The organism is Mycobacterium tuberculosis complex sp. N0072, assembly GCF_030323725.1.
Lineage (GTDB): Bacteria > Actinomycetota > Actinomycetes > Mycobacteriales > Mycobacteriaceae > Mycobacterium > Mycobacterium tuberculosis.
In genome coordinates this window covers 4,127,643-4,146,266 of sequence record NZ_CP040689.1, presented here as the reverse complement: position 1 = coordinate 4,146,266, position 18,624 = coordinate 4,127,643, and the positions used below count along the sequence as shown (strand labels likewise).

Genomic DNA, 18,624 nt, shown 5'->3' with positions numbered 1-18,624 from the left:
CAACAAACGCTACGGGCTTTGGTGCGGTGCTCTGCTGCACTCGGCATTGGCCACCGCTCACGCTCGGCGGCTTAGGTAGGCTGCGCAGGGTGGACGTCGACGCGTTCTTGCTGACCAACCGCGGCACGTGGGACCGGCTCGACCACTTGATCAAGAAGCGCCATTCACTGAGCGGAGCCGAAATCGACGAACTCGTCGAGCTATATCAGCGTGTGTCCACGCATCTGTCGATGCTCAGATCGGCTTCGTCGGACCAGTTGATGACCGGTCGGCTGTCGAGTCTAGTCGCGCGGGCTCGGTCCGCGGTCACAGGCGCGCACGCACCGCTGACCCGTACGTTCATTCGGTTCTGGACAGTGTCGTTCCCGGTCGTGGCCTACCGTACCTGGCGGTGGTGGCTGGCGACTGCGGTGGCGTTTTTCGCCGTCGTGGTGCTGATCGGGTTCTGGGTGGCCGGCAGTCACGAGGTGCAGTCCGCGATCGGGACGCCCACTGAGATAGACGAATTGGTCAGCCATGACGTCCAGTCCTATTACAGCGAGCACCCGGCCGCGTCGTTCGCTCTGCAGGTCTGGGTGAACAACTCCTGGGTGGCTACCACGTGCATCGCGATGTCTGTTGTGCTGGGGCTGCCGATACCGCTGGTGCTCTTCGATAACGCCGCCAACGTCGGACTGATCGCCGGGCTGATGTTCCAGGCGGGGAAGGGCGATTTCCTGCTGGGCCTGCTTCTTCCGCACGGGCTGCTGGAGCTGACGGCCGTCTTTCTCGCCGCGGCGATTGGGATGCGGCTGGGGTGGTCGGTGATATCTGCAGGCAACCGCCCGCGCGGACAGGTCCTCGCCGAGCAAGGACGTGGTGTCGTGTCGGTCGCGGTGGGCTTGGTGGGTGTGTTTCTGGTCGCAGGTCTGATCGAGGCGGTGGTGACACCGTCGCCGTTGCCGACGTTTGTTCGGATCGCCGTCGGGATCATCGCCGAGGCGGTGTTTCTGTCCTACATCGGCTACTTCGGTCGTCGTGCCGCGCAAGCCGGGGAGACCGGCGACATGGAGGACGCGCCCGACGTGGTCCCGACCGGCTGAACTCCCCCGAGAGTGAAACTCGCGACACGACACGCCGCGCTGGCGTCGCACATTTCACAATGGAGGTCGGAAATTAGAGGCGGCCGGTCGCTTTCATCGCCAGGTAGCGATCCGCAAGTCCGGGTGCGATTTCGGCGGGAGGAGCGTCGATGACATCTACCCCGCCTCGGCGCAGTTGTGACGCGATCGCACGCCGGTCGTTGCGGGCGCGCTCCGCAGCCGCAGCGTCGTACACCGCTGCCGCGTCGGACCGCCCGGCGGCCAGTTGATCGACGCGCGGGTCGGCAACCGCGGCGACCAGCACATGGTGTCGGGCCGACAACTGCGGCAGCACCGGCAACAGGCCCTCGTCGAGAGCGGTCGCGTTGAGGTCGGTCAGCAGCACCACCAGCGATCGCCTCCGGGTGCGCCGCAAGATGGTGGCAATCATTGCATGCCAGTCGGATTCGATAAGCGCCGGTCGCAGCGGGGCCATGGCATCGACCAGTTGGGCAAGCAGTTCGCTACGCGAGGCGCCAAACACGCCGGCGCGGCTGATCCGGTCGTGGGCCAGGAAGTCGACATGGTCGCCGGCTCGTGACGCCAGTGCCGCCAACAGCAGTGCGGCATCCATGGACCAGTCCAGCCGCGGCCACCCGGCGGGATCGGCGGCGGTCGGGTCGACACCGACCCGCCCCGCCGCCATGCGTCCGGTGTCGAGCACGATGACGACTCGGCGGTCCCGTTCGGGCCGCCAGGTGCGGACCATGACATCGGCGCGGCGTGCGCTCGCGCGCCAATCGATCGAGCGGACGTCGTCGCCGACGACATACTCGCGCAGCGAATCGAATTCGGTGCCTTGGCCGCGTATCAACGTGGGTAACAGCCCGTCGATCTCCCGCAGCTTGGCCAGCCTCGACGGCAGGTGCTTGCGAGACAGGAACGGCGGCAGCACCCGGACCAAGCCGGGCACCGACTGTGAACTCTGCCGTCCCGCCAACCCCAGTGGTCCGATCGAACGGGCCGTGACCATTGCTGCGCGCTGGTCCCCACGCCGAACTGGCCGCAGTGCGGTGTGCACCTGCTGGCGCTGCCCGGCAGCCACGTCGACATCGTGGGTGTGCGGCTGCGCACGGGCACTGGGCGGCCAGGCGTCACGAACCTGGCCGCGGAACCGGCGGCGGCCCCCATTGCAGAGCAGCAGGCTCGCGTCCACGGGCTGCCCGAGCCGGGCGGAGGTATACGGCGAGCGGGTAAAGCGCAACTTACGGGTGCTGGCCGCTAGCAGGGTGTCCACGGTCACCGCTACCGCAAGCGCCACCAGCAACATCACGAAAGCCCTTGCCGGCCAAGGGGACAGCGCTATCGGCAGGACGCAGATCAGGGCCAGCAAGCCGGTGCGTCCGGTTAGGATCATCTGCGCCGCTCTCCCCCGCAAGCGGGTGGGGGTACCTCCCACTTGTGGGGGCGTACCCCCACCCCATCGCTTCGTCCCCCGCAAGCGGGTGGTGCCCCCACTGCATCGTCGCCGGCGCCGATCACACGGATCACTAGCGGGGCACCGGAACCGAGGCCAGAATTCCGTCGAGAACGCCGTCGGGTGTGGCGCCTTCCAGCTCGGCTTCCGGGCGTAGCATCACCCGGTGGCGTAGCGTCGGTCGGGCCATCGCCTTCACGTCGTCGGGGGTGACGTAATCGCGCCCGGACAGCCACGCCCAGGACCGGGCGGTGCCCAGCAGGGCGGTTGCCCCACGCGGCGACACACCGAGCTGTAGTGCGGGCGAGGAGCGGGTGGCCCCGACGATGTCGACGATGTAGCCCAGCACCTCATTAGCGACCAGCACGTGGCGCACCGCCTCGCGGCCAGCCGCCAGCTCGGCCGGCCCGGCCACCGGATTGATCGCGGATAGATCGCGCGGGTCGAACCCGTGCGCGTGCCGGTCAAGGATGGCGATCTCGGAATCGCGTGCCGGCAGTGTCACATTCAGTTTCAGCAGGAAACGATCCAGTTGGGCTTCGGGCAACTGATAGGTGCCCTCGTATTCGATCGGGTTCTGCGTCGCGGCGACGATGAACGGGTTGGGCAGCGGCTTAGGCTCACCCTCCACACTGACTTGACGCTCTTCCATCGCCTCGAGCAGCGCGGCCTGCGTCTTGGGTGGGGTGCGGTTGATCTCATCGGCCAGCAGCAAATTGGTGAACACCGGGCCCGGCCGGAACACGAACTCGGCGGTGTGGGCATCGTAGACCAGTGAACCGGTGACGTCGCCTGGCATCAGGTCAGGGGTGAACTGCACCCGCTTGAACTCCAGTTGCAAAGCGGCGGACATAGCGCGGACAATCAGCGTCTTCGCCACTCCTGGAACACCTTCCAGGAGCACGTGCCCACGGCACAACAGAGCGATCACCAGGCCGCTGATCACCCCGTCCTGTCCGACGACGGCCTTGGCGACCTCGGCGCGTAATGCCAGCAATGCATCACGTGCCGATTCTGCTTCAGCCCGGTGAGGATGCGGCCCGGAAGGGGCCGCTGTAGGGGCACCACCCGCTTGCGGGGGATAGCCGGGCAATTCAGCGCCAGGGGTTTGGGTGGGAGGAGCTTGCGGGTTGGACGCGGACTGTGTCACGAGTGGGTGACCTGCCTTTCGATGTCGTCGAGCGCACGGGCAAGTTGTAACAGGTCATTGTCGGTGGCCGGTGCCGGGCCGAATAAATGGTAGGCAACAAACGGCGGGTCAGCTTTGCTGCGCTGCGCTATGGTTGTCACCACTGCTGGCGCCGGCGCGCCTGCGCCCACCCCAAGTCGGGGCCGCAGGCGTTGCAGCGTCGCGGTGCGTAGTGCGTCCGCGGCGCGATCACGCGCCCGACGGGATCGGTACAACCGACCGCGACCCTCGACAGTCTCCGACGCGCGGATCACAACGGGTAACTCCTCGGCCACCAGTGGACCGATCCGCCGGCCTTTCCAGAGTGCCACCAAGAGCACCACCAGCCACAATTGCCAGATGGTCCAGTGCACGTTCTCCGGAATCAGGTCGGAAAGAGATGACGGAGAAGACATTTCCCCCTCAATGTGGTCGGGCGCGTACCAGACGAGACGAGGCCGGTTGCCCGCGAGGTTCATGGCCAGTGCGGCATTGCCGGCCGGCAGCAGGCCGCCGTTGGTCATGAAGTTGCTGCTGCCAACCACCGTGATGGTTCGGCCCTCAGCACGAAAGCGGACCAATGCCCCGCCGTAACAGCTGGTCAACACCAGGTCGCCGGTGGCCTGGTAGGTGTCACTGGGCCCCCACTGCACCGATCCTGCCCGATTAGCTTCCCGCAGCGTACAATTCGGCTGACTGTTGAATGGGCTGGCGGCCGCGATGCGCAGTTGCGGCGTCAGCGCCGTACGAGTTCGTGAGGTGGGTGCCACCAGCAACAGGTCACCGGGGGCTTTCGCCAGCCGATCCAGCAGTGCGTTGTCGACTAGATACTGCGTCTGCGCCACCAACAGCAGCGAGTCGGGGCGTGCCGCGGCTTCGACATCGGCGATGGAGTCGGCCACGACAACCTCGACGCCGTGGTTGCCAAGCAGCGTCGCCAGCGCGTGGCCCCCCGTCGAGCTGGTGGACGCGGGGGCCATGGCGCCTCCAGGCCGTGGCGCCGTCAAATAGGTGCCGATCGAGGCCACGACGGCGACTGCGGCCAGCGTGAGCAACACCCCGCGCCACGGCCGTCGGCGGCGCACGGTTGCGAGACGTGTGGGAATCACCGGACCTGCGCCCACGAGTCGAACACGGCCGGGTGCTGCACTGCAGATACGACGGCCGGTGAACGGGACCGCAGATGGTCATCGAGGTCGGCGATCATTTGGTAGGCGCCTTGGGTTCCGGGCCGCTCGCCGTAGGTGACGTCGTTGAAAGCGGTTGCCGCCTGCGTCAATTCCCCTGCCAGATGCGGTAAAACCTCGCCCGCATCGCTGGCCAGCTCGTTGGCGGTGCGCCCGGCAGCCGGGTTGAGCATGCCGGTCTCCTCCAACTCGCGAGCCACGGCTTGTAGCCGGTGGCGGATCGCCGCAGCCCAATTACCCTCGGCGGCATAGCTTTCAGCCGTGGAGCGATGCTGGGCTGCGGTCAATTGGCCGGCGTCGAACAACTGGTAGTCACCGCCGCGGTTGGTGCGCATGGTGCGCCGTGCGATCTGGACGGCGGCGGTCACCGCGATCATCAGCAAGATGAGCAGCACGGTGATGGTGAACCAACCGCCAGGTATCGAGGATCCCTTCTCCAAAATCCGGTACAGCTGCTCGTCGATCCAGTCGGTGAGTTCCTTGGTCAGGGAGTCTTTGGGGTAGATCGGTTTGTCGAGCTCGCGTTGTGCGGCTTGGTGTGCGGCTTCGCGGTCGATGTCGATGGAGGGCACTGTCAGCCTGTCCTCACTAACTCCCTTTAGAAAGGCCGCGTGAGCCATAGGTTGTCGGTGGACTCCACCGGGGCGGGCCCGCCGGCGGGGCCGGCTTCTAAGCCGGTCTGCAATACCAGGTCGAAGGCCTCGGCACGGATACGGCGGTCGGTGTATAACAGCACGACAACTCCGGCGCTGAACGGCGCGGTGACAATCTGGCCGATCGTCACTCCGATGGCCGAGAGCGTAGCGCCGACGAGCCGCATGGTGACTGACCCGTCGGACGCTGTGACGGCCGTCACTATCTCGCCGACGATCATGAAAGGAGCCGCGATCGCATTACCAACTACGCCCACCACCAGCACCGTCAGCAGGCGGATGCCCAGGACCCGCCAGAAGCCATGACGCACGAGCGCAAAGGATCTGGTGATCGCCTCGACGATGGGCAGCCTCTCCAGCACGATCAGCACGGGTGCGAACAGCAGGACGACATACAAATAGGCCAGCGACACCCCAACCACGAGCAGCAGCGGGAAGCCGAGGAGGGCCGCCGCTGCCTCGTTGGCCGCCGCCGCGACCCCGGAAAGTATGACGACCGCCAGCCCGAGCACCGCCACCACGCCGGCTGCTTCCAGCAGTGCCAGGCCGAACAACGCGAGCAGGCGACCGCGAACCTTGGCCCACGCCTCGCCGACGGTGATCGGCGAACCGAACACGGCCCGCCCGACGATGACGGTGAGCATGCCGCTGAGCAGCACACCCGCTAGCCAGCTGACCAGGAGACTGGCGCCGAATGACGCTGACCAACCGCCCACCACCGCGCCGGTCAGCTCGTCGGGCTCCCCGGTCACGATGTCACCGAAGGCGGTCATGGGGCCAAATAGGGCCACCAGTGAGATGATTTGCAGGGTCACCACGACCATGGCGGTCAATCCCAGCGTCGCCTTCGGGTTAGCGCGGATGTAGCCGACCGCGCCGTTGAAGATATCGCTCAAGGTCAACGGCCGCAGCGGGATTATTCCTGGTTTGACCGCGCCCGGGGCGAGCGGTGGGCCATAGCCGAGCGGTGGGCCATAGCCGGGCGGTGGGCCGCAGCCGGGCGGTGCGGCGGGGTAGCCGAGGGGTGGACCATAGCCAGGCGGGGGGCCATAGCTGGGCGGCGCACCATAACCCGGCGGGCCGTACCCGGGTGGTGTAGCGGGGTAGGGCGGATATCCGGCCGGCGCATATCCCGGCGCCACGGGCGGTGGTTCAACCGGGTAGCCAGGCGGCAGCATGCTCACCGGACGCAGCAGCTGTCGTCGTTCGTCATGGCCTCCATCCTGTCGGCGGTCGGTGCATTTCTCAATGTAGGTCTCAGTGTCGGGTTTCGGGCGTTGCGGCGCGTAGCGTTTGTGCAATGGCGGAACTTAAATCCCAGCTTCGGTCAGACCTGACCCAAGCGATGAAGACGCAGGACAAGCTGCGGACCGCGACCATACGCATGCTGCTGGCCGCGATCCAGACCGAGGAGGTCTCTGGCAAGCAGGCAAGAGAGCTCTCCGACGACGAGGTGATCAAGGTGTTGGCCAGGGAATCGCGCAAGCGTGGTGAGGCGGCGGAGATCTACACCCAAAACGGCCGCGGTGAGCTCGCCGCCACCGAGCATGCCGAGGCACGGATCATTGACGAGTACCTCCCGACGCCGCTCACCGAGGGGGAACTGGCCGATGTCGCCGACACCGCCATAGCCGAGGTGGCCGAAGAACTCGGGCATCGGCCCAGCATGAAACAGATGGGTCTGGTAATGAAGGCGGCCACCGTGATCGCCGCCGGGAAAGCCGACGGCGCACGCTTGTCGGCGGCGGTCAAGGAACGCCTATAGGCCAATTTCGACGGAGGCTATATGCGTGTCCGCACTCGAGGGTTGTTAGGCAATTCACCCACGCCCCAGCGCCTTCGCCGCGATTGCGGCCCGCACACAGGTCGTGTGCAGCCGGCAAATCCTACGCTGATGGGCCGCCGCCGCAGTTCGCAGGCGGGCTAGGCTTTCACCACACGGACGGCTCGGACAAGAGGATCGCCATTGTCAGCTCCCGACTCGATCACCGTCACGGTTGCCGACCATAACGGGGTCGCCGTGCTCAGCATCGGTGGTGAGATTGATTTGATCACCGCTGCGGCACTTGAAGAGGCCATCGGCGAAGTTGTGGCCGACAATCCGACGGCGCTAGTCATCGACCTTTCCGCGGTGGAGTTTCTGGGGTCGGTGGGGCTGAAGATTTTGGCGGCAACATCCGAAAAGATAGGCCAATCCGTCAAGTTCGGGGTGGTTGCACGGGGTTCGGTAACCAGAAGGCCGATTCATCTGATGGGTCTGGACAAGACCTTTCGGTTGTTTTCCACGCTCCACGATGCCTTGACTGGGGTACGGGGCGGCAGGATCGACCGGTAACGCCGTACAAACCGACGAGCATGCATGCTGTGATCGGCACCAGATAGTCGAGGCCTGCGGCGCACGCCACGTTGCCAGCGTGCCGCCGTGCGTGTCACGCGCCACATTTTGACGGTGTGGAAATGGTGTCTGGTAGCTGTCAATGTCCTGACGGCATCCTCGAAGAGCTGTTCGCCGGTGGCTGCCGACGGCCTGTATGGGTTACCTTGATCGGCAACCTTTTATCGCTGGGAGTGGTCATGGTCTACACCGGGAGTGACGCCGGTGATCATGCATCCGCGCCGCAGCCAAGCGGTAGCGGCAGCGTCCCCGCGAGTGTCAATGTGCCGGGGCTGGTGGTGGCTGCCGTGTGGGCTGTCGGGCTGGTTGCGGGTTTAGTTGCGCTGACGATCGGACACCTGGCGGTTGCCGCCGCGGCCCTGGTTGTGGCGGTCATGGCACCTTGGTGCCGGGTGGCCTATATCGCGCATGGCCAACATAGGGTCTGCGGCGAAACGCTGCGCGGGACGCCCGCCGGTGAAACGGCCTCATTCCCAACCGGCTGGCGCGGTCTGCGATTTTCGACGCGGTAGCGCCGGACCGCACCTTCGGGAACCGATGGTGCTGAGGTCGCTTGCTAGCCCTGCTGCGTTGACCGACCCGAAACGCTGTGCTTCTGTCGTAGGCGTGGCAGCGTTTGCGGTTCGCCGGGAGCACGCGCCGGATGCTTTGGGCGGCCCACCGGGCTTGCCGGCGCCCCGTGGATTTCGCGCGGCCTTCGCGGCCGCCTACGCGGTTGCCTACCTGGCGGGTGGCGAGCGCCGGATGCTGCGACTGATCCGTCGGTACGGACCGATCATGACGATGCCCATTCTCAGCCTGGGTGACGTTGCGATCGTGTCCGACTCGGCGCTGGCCAAGGAGGTTTTCACCGCTCCCACCGACGTCCTGCTCGGGGGCGAGGGGGTGGGGCCGGCAGCGGCGATCTATGGGTCGGGGTCGATGTTTGTCCAGGAGGAGCCGGAGCATCTTCGACGTCGAAAACTCTTGACGCCGCCATTACATGGCGCTGCGCTGGATCGTTACGTTCCGATTATCGAGAACTCCACTCGCGCGGCGATGCATACATGGCCGGTTGACCGTCCGTTTGCGATGTTGACGGTGGCGCGGTCGCTGATGCTGGATGTGATCGTCAAGGTCATATTCGGGGTCGACGACCCCGAGGAGGTCCGGCGCTTGGGCCGGCCGTTCGAGCGGCTGTTGAATCTTGGTGTTTCAGAGCAGTTGACCGTGCGCTACGCACTGCGTCGGTTGGGCGCACTACGAGTCTGGCCTGCACGCGCCCGCGCCAACACCGAGATCGACGACGTCGTCATGGCGCTCATTGCGCAGCGGCGCGCCGATCCACGCCTGGGCGAGCGACACGACGTCCTGTCGTTGCTCGTGAGCGCGCGCGGAGAGTCCGGGGAACAGTTGTCAGACAGCGAGATCCGCGACGATCTGATCACCCTCGTGCTGGCGGGGCATGAAACCACGGCGACCACGTTGGCGTGGGCGTTCGACTTGCTGCTGCACCATCCGGACGCGTTGCGGCGCGTGCGAGCGGAGGCCGTTGGCGGTGGGGAAGCCTTCACGACGGCGGTGATCAACGAGACGTTGCGGGTGCGTCCGCCCGCGCCGTTGACGGCTCGTGTCGCCGCGCAACCACTAACCATCGGCGGTTACCGTGTGGAGGCTGGCACACGAATCGTGGTCCACATCATCGCGATCAACCGCAGCGCCGAGGTGTATGAGCACCCACACGAGTTCCGCCCCGAGCGGTTCCTCGGTACGCGGCCGCAAACCTATGCCTGGGTTCCGTTCGGCGGCGGCGTGAAACGCTGTCTGGGTGCGAACTTTTCGATGCGAGAGTTGATCACCGTATTGCACGTGCTGCTGCGCGAGGGCGAGTTCACCGCCGTCGACGACGAGCCAGAGCGGATCGTGCGGCGCTCCATCATGCTTGTGCCCCGCCGCGGCACTCGGGTGCGGTTTCGCCCCGCCCGTTAGCGGCAACCGTCCCAATGCAACAAGGCAAAGGATGATGAACAGACGCCCGAGTCGTGCGTTGCCGTCGAGAAATGGCCCGATCGCCTCGAATTGGTAATGCACCAGGGCGCAACGGATCAAGAGCGGCAGTTGTGGCGCTGCGTCGTGGAGATACATTTCCCAGTCATCCAACGCACGCCACATGTTGTCGACGGTCGGCGGAAACAACCCCGCGGTTTCGGGCCGATTGCTCGGGGAGGAAATCCAATTCTGGCTCCGACGAAACTCTCCCGGTTTACGTTCCTAGCAGGTGGGGGTCAGGCAGGAGGCGTCCGGCTCATGCGAGTCGTCCCAGTCCCGCGTCGGACTCCGAGAGAAGCATGATTGGCTCGGGGTGCAGAGCCAACTCCCGCGGTACGGGGGTGGGCCCATAGGCGTAATGCGCGGCGGGTCCCCCTGTGGACACGGCGCTGCCCACGCCGGGGCAACGAATTTCGTTGGATCCACACCCACAACCTTTAACGAAAAGTGCACCGTGTTTTAGGGCGGCCGGTAACCTACAACTTCCGTTGGAAATGCCTGTGCGTTGACGTGCTGTCCGGCATGGTCAACCAGCACCGTCAGGGTGGCGCTGCCGCCCGAGCAGACTGCAGCAAGCTACCACGCTGCGCCGGGTAAGGCTGTCGTCAGCGATCTCTCGGTCGGGGTGGCGGGATTTGAACCCACGGCCTCTTCGTCCCGAACGAAGCGCGCTACCAAGCTGCGCCACACCCCGCTTGAAGCCACGACAGCCTATCGCACCGGACCGTTGACTAGCCAAACCGCAGGTCCGACCGTCACGTCCATCGACAGGAGCGCTCGAATTCCACCAGCGCCGCAGCCGGCCCGGCCGGATCGAGCCCCTGGGCACTGACCCACTCGTCGGAAAAGTAGGTGTCGGCGTAGCGATCGCCGCTGTCGGCGAGCAGTGTGACCACCGAGCCGCTGCGGCCCTGCTTGACCATCTCGGCGAGCAGTCCGAACGCGCCCCAGAGGTTGGTGCCGGTAGACGGTCCCACTCGGCGCCCCAGAACGGCGCTGACATGCCGGGCGGCAGCGATCGACGCCGCGTCGGGGACCGCCACCATGCGGTCGACCACACCGGGCAGAAACGACGGCTCGACCCGCGGCCGGCCGATGCCCTCGATACGGGACGATGTGGGCATGACGATGTCGTACCGGCCTTCGGCGTACGCGGGGAAGAACGCGGAATTCTCCGGATCGACGACGCACAGCCGGGTCGCGTGCCGTCGGTAGCGGATGTAGCGGCCGATCGTCGCGCTGGTTCCGCCGGTGCCCGCACCCACGACGATCCATTCCGGGGTGGGGTGCTTCTCTTCGCGCATTTGCACGTAGATCGACTCGGCGATGTTGTTGTTGCCGCGCCAGTCGGTTGCGCGCTCCGCGTTGGTGAACTGGTCCAGATAGTGGCCGCCGGTTTCCTTGGCGACGCGCTCCGCCTCGGCGTACACTTGACTTGAATTCTGGACGAAATGACAACGGCCACCTTGTGATTCGATCAACGCGATTTTGGAAGCGCTGGTCGCGGCCGGCATCACGGCGATGAACGGCAGACCCAGCAGCGCCGCGAAATAGGCCTCGGACACCGCCGTTGAACCCGACGATGCCTCCACCACCGTGGTGTTCTCGTTGATCCAGCCGTTGCATAGCGCATAGAGGAACAACGAACGTGCCAACCGGTGTTTGAGACTGCCGGTGATATGGGTCGTCTCGTCCTTGAGGTACAGCTCGACGTCGACATCCGTGCACCAGGCAGCGGGCAGTGGGTAGCGCAGCAGGTGGGTGTCGGCGCTACGGCGGGCGTCCGCCTCGATCAACCGGATCGCGTTGTCCGTCCAGCTCCGGGATAGGCTGCGGACCGCGATACAGGCCCCGCCGCTCAACGCACCGACACTGTCGGCTGTGAGCGGCCCAGGTTGCTGCTCGAATCGCGCCCGCCCATTGGGGTCGCGATCAACGTCAGCAGGGTTGCTTCGGGCCGGCAGCAGAATCTCACCGGCGCAAACGGCGAAGTGCCGATCCCGGCGGAGACGTGCAGCCGCATGTTTGCACCCCAGTGTGACGCTCCTTTGGCCCGGGAGCGGTCCAGACCGCAGTTAGTGACCAGCGCCCCGTACAACGGCAGGCACAGCTGCCCGCCGTGGGTGTGGCCGGCCAGCACCAACTGGTAACCATCGGCGGCGAAGCGGTCCAACACCCGCGGCTCCGGTGAATGGGTGAGCCCCAGCCGCAGGTTGGCGGCCGGGCTGGCCGGGCCGGCGATGGTGTCGTAGCGGTCTCGGTCGATATGCGGGTCGTCGACGCCCGCAGCGGCGATGTGCAGACCGGCAACTTCGAACTCGCGGCGGGTATGGGTTAGGTCGAGCCACCCACGTTCGGTGAACGCCGCCCGCAGATCCTGCCAGGGCAGCGCTGCTCCGCGGACGCGGTGATCCGGGCTGGTCAGATAGTTCATTGGGTTCTTCAGGCGCGGCCCAAAGTAGTCGTTGCTGCCGAACACGAAGACACCCGGCCGGGACAGCAGATCGCTCAGGGTTTGGACGACGGCGGGCACCGCCTTGGGGTGAGCCAGGTTGTCACCGGTGTTGACGACCAGATCCGGCTCCCAGCTGGCGAGCTCGCGCAGCCAGGCCTGTTTGCGGTGCTGGTTGGGCAGCATATGCAGATCGCTGATGTGCAGCACCCGCAGCGGTGTGGAGCCCGGAGTCAAGACTGGCATGGTCACCTCGCGCAGGACGAATGCATTGCGCTCGACCAGCGCAGCGTAACCAATCCCGGCGATGGCCGAGCCCAACGCCACGGCGCCGGTGCGGATCAAGGTGGGCAAGACAGCAGCCATGCACGCAGCCTACTGCCGGTCGAGGTCTGATCGCGCGTCTGCAGCGGCACGAGGCCGATTGGGAGGGCCTACGGGGGAGGCGCTGGGGGTGGTGGCGCCAGCAGCGGAATGGTGATCGGTGGCAGCCCCGGAATCTCCACCACCTGCGATCCGACCGGCGGTGGCGGCCCACCATCCTCAGGCAGCGGTGGCGGAGGCGGAGCCGGCGGGATGCCGTTGCTGATCTGGATCGTGACGATCGAACCCGGAATTGTTTGACCGCTGGGCGACGTTCCGACCACCTCACCATACTTGGCGGAGCTGTTGACCGAGTTGGTTTGGTCGGCGACCTGGAAGCCCGCGTCCTTGAGGCGCTGGCGTGCGGCGTCGACATCCAGACCGGCCACGCTTGGTACCCGTGAGCCTGGTGCGCCGTCGACATAGCGTGGATCGGTCGGTGGTAGCTGCACTTCGCCGAAGTTGTTGGCGATCGGCTTCATCGCGGCGAACCAGGTGCGGGATGGCTCGTTGCCGCCGTACAAGTCGCCGCTGCCGCAATGGCGCAGCGGGCCGGAACACAGATCTGTCGGCGAGCTGGAGTCGTCGTAGATGTAGTTCGCCGCCGCGTAGCGGTTGGTGAAGCCCACGAAGCCGGCCGACCGGTGCGCCTCGGTGGTGCCGGTTTTGCCGGACATCGGCAGATCCCAGCCCGCCGCGCCGGCCGAACCGGCCGCCGTGCCGCTGCCCACGGCGTCCTTGCTCATCGCGTTGGCGAGGGTGTTCGCCAGCCCTGCGGGCACCACCTGGTCGCACGTCTCGGTGGTGACCGCGACTTCGTTGCCGTTGCGGTCGATGAGCTGGTCGATTGGGTTGGGGGGGCACCACACGCCGCCGGATGCCAACGTGGCCGCCACGTTGGACAGCTCCAGCGCGTTTAACTCGATGGGGCCGAGGGTGAACGAACCCAGGTTCTGTCGTTTGACGAAGTCAGCCAAGCTCTCATTGCTGTCGGGGTTGTAGTCGCGTGCGGTGCCGGGATTCGCATAAGACCTCAGCCCGAGTTTGATGGCCATATCGACCGCACGCCCCACCCCGACCTGCGAGATCAGCTTGGCGAACGCGGTGTTTGGCGAGGTTGCCAGCGCGTCGGTGACATTCATCGAGCCGCGGTAGTTGCCGGCGTTCACCACACACCAGGTCTCTTTGGGGCACCCCTTTGCCCCGCCACTTCCCAGACCTTTGGCCTGGAATCGGGGCGGCACGTCGAGTTGGGCGTTAATACCCATGCCCATGTCCAGAGCAGCGGCCGTGGTGAAGATCTTGAAGATAGACCCGGCGCCGTCGCCAACCAGGGAGAATGGCTGCGGCCGCATGGTTTCGCCGGCTTCTAGATCCAGCCCGTATTTGCGGTTACTGGCCATGGCCAACACCTTGTGCGCATCCTTACCCGGTTTGATCACGCTCATCACGCTGGAAATACCGGCCAGGTTCGGGCTGGCGTACTTGTCGATGGCGGCCTTGACCGGTGCCTGCACCTCTGGGTCCAGGGTGGTGCGGATCAGGTACCCGCCCGTGGCGACCTGCTCCTTGCTGATCCCGGCCCGAGACAGGTACTCCTGGACGTAGTCGCAGAAGAATGCGCGGTCGCCGGCCGCGATGCAGCCGCGCGGCAACTCATTGGGCTGCGGCAGTACCCCCAGCGGCTCGGCCTTGGCGGCACGCAACGCCTCCGCCTCCCCGGGAAGGTTCTCGATCATGGTGTCGAGGACCACGTTCCGCCGGGCCAGCGCGCCGTCGGGGTTGGTGTACGGGTTGAGCGTGCTGGTCGATTGCACCATGCCGGCCAGCAGCGCCGCTTGCTGCCAATTCAGGTCGGACGCGTTGATGCCGAAGTACGTTTGCGCCGCGTCCTGCACGCCGAACGAGTTATTGCCGAACGAGACCAGGTTCAAGTATCGGGTCAGGATTTCAGATTTTGTGAAGGTCTTGTCCAGCGTGAGTGCCATCCGGATCTCGCGAAGCTTGCGGGCCGGAGTGGTTTCGACGGCCGCTCGCTTCTCGGCATCGGTTTGGGCTGTCACCAGCAGTTGGTAGTTCTTCACGTACTGTTGTTCGAGCGTCGAGCCGCCGCGCGTGTCGAGGTCGCCGGACGCGTAGCCCGCCAGGCCGGTCAGGGTGCCCTTCCAGTCCACGCCGCTGTGGTCGGCGAACCGCTTATCTTCAATCGAGACGATCGCCAGCTTCATCGTGTTGGCGATCTTGTCCGAGGGCACCTCGAACCGGCGCTGCGAGTACAGCCACGCGATCGTGTTGCCCTTCGCGTCGACCATCGTCGATACCGCAGGCACTTGCCCCTCGAGCAGCTGGGCCGAGCCGTTGGCAACGACCTCAGAGGCACGATTGGACATCAGCCCTAGCCCGCCTGCGAACGGGAACGTCAGCGCAGTGGCGACGACACTGGCCAACAGACAGCACCCAGCCAGCTTCAGAACGGTGATCGCGGCCGGGAGGCGCTCGGGCATGCGTACTACAGTAGCGACCTCCTGTCACTCCACCGTGCCGCTCGGTCCAATAGAATCTTTCCGCGGGCGGGTGAGTCACTGCGGGATCGGGGCGGGCGCGATATTTGCGGCTGCGTCACTGGTCAGACCCCGTAAACGGGACCGAAGCGGCGGCATTTCCCCCGGCCGATCCAGACAAGACGGCACGCTCGTCCCAAAAAAGCGTTATCGTACTGTTGCGCAATTGGCACACGACCACCTGACTTATACAGATCAGTGAGATACAGGTAACACCGATGTGCATGGTGTGGCGTCGCTCGCAGCATCGGCTGTTTCCGAGGAGGGCGGTCGCACACGGCGGCCGGGAGGAAGGGATCAGCTCGTGTCAGGAACCCGTCCAGCCGCTCGAAGGACTAACCTCACGGCTGCACAGAACGTGGTACGCAGCGTAGACGCGGAAGAGCGGATCGCGTGGGTATCCAAGGCGCTGTGCCGGACTACCGACCCTGACGAACTCTTTGTTCGAGGAGCCGCACAACGCAAGGCCGCGGTGATCTGCCGTCACTGTCCGGTAATGCAAGAGTGTGCGGCAGATGCGCTGGACAACAAGGTCGAGTTCGGTGTTTGGGGTGGCATGACCGAGCGCCAGCGCAGGGCTCTGCTCAAGCAACATCCCGAGGTGGTTTCGTGGTCGGACTACCTTGAGAAGCGCAAGCGCCGCACCGGCACCGCCGGATAGCCACTCAGGGACTGCGGATAGGTGCCGCGGTCCCGTCGCTTCTGATTACGGTTTGGTTACAGCAAAAGCCATTCATTTCTAATTGGCTTGTGCCCAATAGGAACTGGCTTGTGCCCAATAGCCGGATCCCGGTCAGATGTTGTACGGCCCGCATCGTCGCCGACCGTCACTGATGGGCCGGTTCCTCAGCGGCCCGCTGCGCGGCCCGCATCGTCGCCGACCGTCACTGATGGGCCGGTTCCTCAGCGGCCCGCTGCGCGGCCCGCATCGTCGCCGACCGTCACTGATGGGCCGGTTCCTCAGCGGCCCGCTGCGCGGCCCGCATCGTCGCCGACCGTCACTGATGGGCCGGTTCCTCAGCGGCCCGCTGCGCGGCCCGCATCGTTGCCGACCGTGGTGAGCTGGTCGGCGAGCGCCCGCAGCGCTTCCAGGTCAGAGACGTCAAACGGGAGCGACGGTACCCCAACGACCGGCACGGTGGGGTTGGCTCCGGTGAACCGGGACAGCAGCCGGATCTCCCGTTTGGCTGTCTGCCCGCGCTCGGCATGGATACGCAGCACCGCTGCGGCCAGCGATGTGGCGTCGGAGTCGGTGGTCTCGGCATCCAACGTTTCGGCGGCGTCGATTGCCCGCTCGATCGGCAATGCGCACAGCATCGGGTGCGTGCGGTTGAAGACCAGCCCTGCTAGCGGCATGCTCTCCTGCGATAGCCGGTCGACGAAGAAGGACGCCTCGCGCAGTGCGTCGGGTTCGGCCGCCGACACCACCACGAACTGGGTGCCGCGCCGTTTCAACAACGCGTAAGTGCGGTCTGCCTTCTCGCGGAAACCACCGAACGTGGCGTCCAGCGATTGAACGAACGCTGCTGCGTCGGCCAGCATCTGGGAACCGAGCACGGTGGACAACGCCTTCATGGCCAATCCCATCACGCCGGTGATCAGCCGCCCGATGCCCCGGCCGGGAGCGAGTAACAGCCTCCACAGCCGACTATCCATGAAGCTGCCCAGTCGCTTTGGCGCGTCTAAGAAGTCCAGCGCGTTACGCGACGGCGGAGTGTCTACCACAATCAGGTCCCAGCGGTCCTGGCTTAGCAGTTGGCCCAGCTTCTCCATAGCCATGTACTCTTGGGTGCCGGCAAGCGATGTGGCGACGGTCTGATAGAACTGGTTGTCCAGAATCGATTGCGCCCGTTCGGGTCCAGAGTATTGCATAACCATTTCGTCAAACGTGCGGCGCATGTCGAGCATCATCGCGTGTAGCTCGCCGGGAACCTCGGGTGCCAATGGCACGCGTTGTGGTGTGTTGCCAAGATCGTTGATCCCCAGTGCTTGTGCCAATCGCTTGGCTGGGTCAATCGTCAAAACGACCACAGTGCGGCCATACTCGGCCGCGCGCAACGCCAGCGCGGCCGCGGTAGTGGTCTTGCCGACCCCACCGGCGCCGCAGCACACAACCACCCGGTTGGATGTGTCGGCCAGGATTGCGCCCATATCGAGGGTCTTCGGTGTGACACTCATCGAACCCCCTGCTGGGCAAGTGATTCCGAGAGCTCGTAGAGGCTGCCAAGGTCGACGCCGTCAGAGACCGTCGGCAATTCCAATCGCGGAACCTGCAAGGCGTCAAGCTGTTGTGCGATTTCGGCGCGTGCGGTGATTCGGGTGGCATGCTGGATGGTCTCGGTAAGCAGGCCGGCGAAATCGGCGTCGGGAAGCTTGACCCCGGCCGTCAACAACCCGGCCCGCACCGAGTCTGCATCGACCTCGCCCTCGGCGGCCTTCGCCAAGTCCTGAGGCTCCAAATGGGCGGGGATGTTGCGGTTCACGATCACACTGCCGATCGGCAGTTCCATCTGCGCAAGCTCCTCGATGGCTTCCAGTGTCTCCTGCACCGGCAGCGCTTCTAACAGAGTGACCAAATGGATGGCGGTCTGGTTGGAGTGCAGTAACTTCACCACGCCTTCGCTTTGCGCATGCACCGGTCCGCCCTTGGCCAGATCGGACACCGCCTTGGTGACATCCAGGAAGCGCGCGATGCGCCCGGTCGGAGGCGCATCGACGACGATTGCGTCATAGACCGGCAGCTTGTTCTTGTCGAGGCGCACCACCGTCTCCTTGATCTTGCCGGTGAGCAGCACGTCGCGCAGACCGGGCGCGATCGTCGTCGCGAACTCGACCGCGCCGATACGGCGCATGGCCCGGCCTGCGATACCGAGGTTGTAAAACATGTCGAGGTATTCCAGGAAGGCGGCCTCGATGTCGATTGCCAAGGCGTTGACCTGGCCGCCGCGCTCGGCGGTCGCGATCTTAAGTTCCTGGTAGGGCAGTGGCGGGACGTCGAAGAGTTGCGCAATCCCCTGGCGCCCCTCGACTTCGACGAGTAGGACTTTGCGGCCGCCCGCTGCCAGCGTCAGCGCGAGCGCGGCCGCGATCGTCGACTTCCCGGTACCGCCTTTGCCGGTGACAAGGTGCAGTCGGACCCCCGACAAGCGTGACGGCCAGCCGACGGAACTACCGCCGCTAGATGTGGTTGCCACCATGGCATGCTAGCCCGATGGCCTGGCGATCTTTCCGGGCTACCGGGCTGAGCGGAGCGGGTCCAGTCCGACCGATAAGCTCGCG

At 65.5% G+C, this 18,624-nt stretch carries 16 protein-coding genes, 1 tRNA gene and 2 pseudogenes; 6 read left to right on the top strand and 13 right to left on the bottom strand.

Annotation, left to right across the window (positions count from 1 at the left end):
* Positions 1-89: 89 nt before the first annotated feature.
* On the top strand, positions 90-1,082 hold the full coding sequence (locus FF952_RS19440) for a stage II sporulation protein M (RefSeq protein ID WP_003419778.1): 993 nt from the start codon (positions 90-92) through the stop codon (positions 1,080-1,082).
* 73 nt (positions 1,083-1,155) lie between these two features.
* Here the strand turns inward: FF952_RS19440 and FF952_RS19435 are convergent, their stop codons facing one another.
* The 6 genes and pseudogenes from FF952_RS19435 to FF952_RS19415 all read right to left on the bottom strand — a co-directional run bounded on the left by FF952_RS19435 (position 1,156) and on the right by FF952_RS19415 (position 6,847).
* Positions 1,156-2,478 carry a DUF58 domain-containing protein gene (locus FF952_RS19435; protein ID WP_003419776.1) on the bottom strand — a complete coding sequence of 441 codons (1,323 nt, stop codon included), beginning with the start codon at positions 2,476-2,478 and terminating at the stop codon, positions 1,156-1,158.
* Positions 2,479-2,531: 53 nt separating this feature from the next.
* Positions 2,532-2,603 (bottom strand): annotated as a pseudogene (locus FF952_RS21040) (hypothetical protein); the annotation flags it as partial.
* Between the two features lie 8 nt (positions 2,604-2,611).
* Positions 2,612-3,688, bottom strand: coding sequence for an AAA family ATPase (locus tag FF952_RS19430; RefSeq protein WP_003905131.1), 1,077 nt, complete (start codon positions 3,686-3,688; stop codon positions 2,612-2,614).
* Entirely contained in the window at positions 3,685-4,830 is a 1,146-nt protein-coding gene (locus FF952_RS19425; RefSeq protein ID WP_003899642.1) for a DUF4350 domain-containing protein, read from the bottom strand. The genes FF952_RS19430 and FF952_RS19425 overlap by 4 nt, the downstream gene beginning before the upstream one ends.
* A complete protein-coding gene (locus FF952_RS19420) occupies positions 4,812-5,465 on the bottom strand; it encodes a DUF4129 domain-containing protein (protein ID WP_003419770.1) in 654 nt (217 codons plus the stop codon). Before FF952_RS19420 ends, FF952_RS19425 begins: the two co-directional genes overlap by 19 nt.
* Positions 5,466-5,491: 26 nt before the next feature.
* The gene (locus tag FF952_RS19415) at positions 5,492-6,847 is read right to left on the bottom strand and encodes a DUF7847 domain-containing protein (RefSeq protein ID WP_003419768.1); all 1,356 of its coding nucleotides are present in this window, start codon (positions 6,845-6,847) and stop codon (positions 5,492-5,494) included.
* Here FF952_RS19415 and FF952_RS19410 point away from each other — a divergent pair.
* From FF952_RS19410 to FF952_RS19395, 4 genes are all read left to right on the top strand, one after another.
* On the top strand, positions 6,847-7,311 hold the full coding sequence (locus FF952_RS19410; protein ID WP_003419765.1) for a GatB/YqeY domain-containing protein: 465 nt from the start codon (positions 6,847-6,849) through the stop codon (positions 7,309-7,311). The two genes, FF952_RS19415 and FF952_RS19410, sit on opposite strands and share 1 nt — an antisense overlap.
* A gap of 201 nt (positions 7,312-7,512) precedes the next feature.
* Positions 7,513-7,881 carry an STAS domain-containing protein gene (locus FF952_RS19405; protein WP_003419762.1) on the top strand — a complete coding sequence of 123 codons (369 nt, stop codon included), beginning with the start codon at positions 7,513-7,515 and terminating at the stop codon, positions 7,879-7,881.
* 239 nt (positions 7,882-8,120) lie between these two features.
* The gene (locus FF952_RS19400) at positions 8,121-8,453 is read left to right on the top strand and encodes a hypothetical protein (protein ID WP_003901696.1); all 333 of its coding nucleotides are present in this window, start codon (positions 8,121-8,123) and stop codon (positions 8,451-8,453) included.
* Positions 8,454-8,478: 25 nt separating this feature from the next.
* Entirely contained in the window at positions 8,479-9,909 is a 1,431-nt protein-coding gene (locus tag FF952_RS19395) for a cytochrome P450 (RefSeq protein WP_003419754.1), read from the top strand.
* Between the two features lie 33 nt (positions 9,910-9,942).
* On the opposite strand, the pseudogene FF952_RS20860 reads toward FF952_RS19395, so the two are convergent.
* From FF952_RS20860 to ponA2, 5 genes and pseudogenes are all read right to left on the bottom strand, one after another.
* Positions 9,943-10,167 (bottom strand): annotated as a pseudogene (locus FF952_RS20860) (Fic family protein); the annotation flags it as partial.
* A 422-nt stretch (positions 10,168-10,589) separates the two neighbouring features.
* Positions 10,590-10,663 (bottom strand) — tRNA-Pro (locus FF952_RS19390).
* Between the two features lie 61 nt (positions 10,664-10,724).
* Positions 10,725-11,831 (bottom strand): L-cysteine desulfhydrase Cds1, encoded by a 1,107-nt coding sequence (gene cds1, locus FF952_RS19385; protein WP_014588889.1) that lies wholly within the window; start codon positions 11,829-11,831, stop codon positions 10,725-10,727.
* The gene (locus tag FF952_RS19380; protein ID WP_003899637.1) at positions 11,828-12,787 is read right to left on the bottom strand and encodes a metallophosphoesterase; all 960 of its coding nucleotides are present in this window, start codon (positions 12,785-12,787) and stop codon (positions 11,828-11,830) included. Before FF952_RS19380 ends, cds1 begins: the two co-directional genes overlap by 4 nt.
* Before the next feature lie 68 nt (positions 12,788-12,855).
* Positions 12,856-15,288, bottom strand: coding sequence for a transglycosylase/D,D-transpeptidase PonA2 (ponA2, locus tag FF952_RS19375; RefSeq protein WP_003419746.1), 2,433 nt, complete (start codon positions 15,286-15,288; stop codon positions 12,856-12,858).
* A 361-nt stretch (positions 15,289-15,649) separates the two neighbouring features.
* Between ponA2 and whiB4 the strand changes: the two genes are divergently transcribed.
* Positions 15,650-16,006 carry a transcriptional regulator WhiB4 gene (whiB4, locus tag FF952_RS19370; protein WP_003419743.1) on the top strand — a complete coding sequence of 119 codons (357 nt, stop codon included), beginning with the start codon at positions 15,650-15,652 and terminating at the stop codon, positions 16,004-16,006.
* A gap of 356 nt (positions 16,007-16,362) precedes the next feature.
* Here whiB4 and bagB read toward each other — a convergent pair whose 3' ends face one another.
* A complete protein-coding gene (bagB, locus tag FF952_RS19365; protein WP_003419740.1) occupies positions 16,363-17,523 on the bottom strand; it encodes an ATPase BagB in 1,161 nt (386 codons plus the stop codon).
* Positions 17,520-18,542 carry an ATPase BagA gene (bagA, locus tag FF952_RS19360; protein WP_003419738.1) on the bottom strand — a complete coding sequence of 341 codons (1,023 nt, stop codon included), beginning with the start codon at positions 18,540-18,542 and terminating at the stop codon, positions 17,520-17,522. The genes bagB and bagA overlap by 4 nt, the downstream gene beginning before the upstream one ends.
* Positions 18,543-18,624: the final 82 nt, after the last annotated feature.

Bases quoted from the DNA above. Each gene is read 5' to 3' on its own strand.
- FF952_RS19435 (WP_003419776.1), bottom strand. From the start codon at position 2,478: ATGATCCTAACCGGACGCACCGGCTTGCTGGCCCTGATCTGCGTCCTG.
- FF952_RS19410 (WP_003419765.1), top strand. From the start codon at position 6,847: ATGGCGGAACTTAAATCCCAGCTTCGGTCAGACCTGACCCAAGCGATG.
- FF952_RS19400 (WP_003901696.1), top strand. From the start codon at position 8,121: ATGGTCTACACCGGGAGTGACGCCGGTGATCATGCATCCGCGCCGCAG.
- FF952_RS19395 (WP_003419754.1), top strand. From the start codon at position 8,479: ATGGTGCTGAGGTCGCTTGCTAGCCCTGCTGCGTTGACCGACCCGAAA.
- FF952_RS19380 (WP_003899637.1), bottom strand. From the start codon at position 12,787: ATGGCTGCTGTCTTGCCCACCTTGATCCGCACCGGCGCCGTGGCGTTG.
- ponA2 (WP_003419746.1), bottom strand. From the start codon at position 15,288: ATGCCCGAGCGCCTCCCGGCCGCGATCACCGTTCTGAAGCTGGCTGGG.
- bagB (WP_003419740.1), bottom strand. From the start codon at position 17,523: ATGAGTGTCACACCGAAGACCCTCGATATGGGCGCAATCCTGGCCGAC.
- bagA (WP_003419738.1), bottom strand. From the start codon at position 18,542: ATGGTGGCAACCACATCTAGCGGCGGTAGTTCCGTCGGCTGGCCGTCA.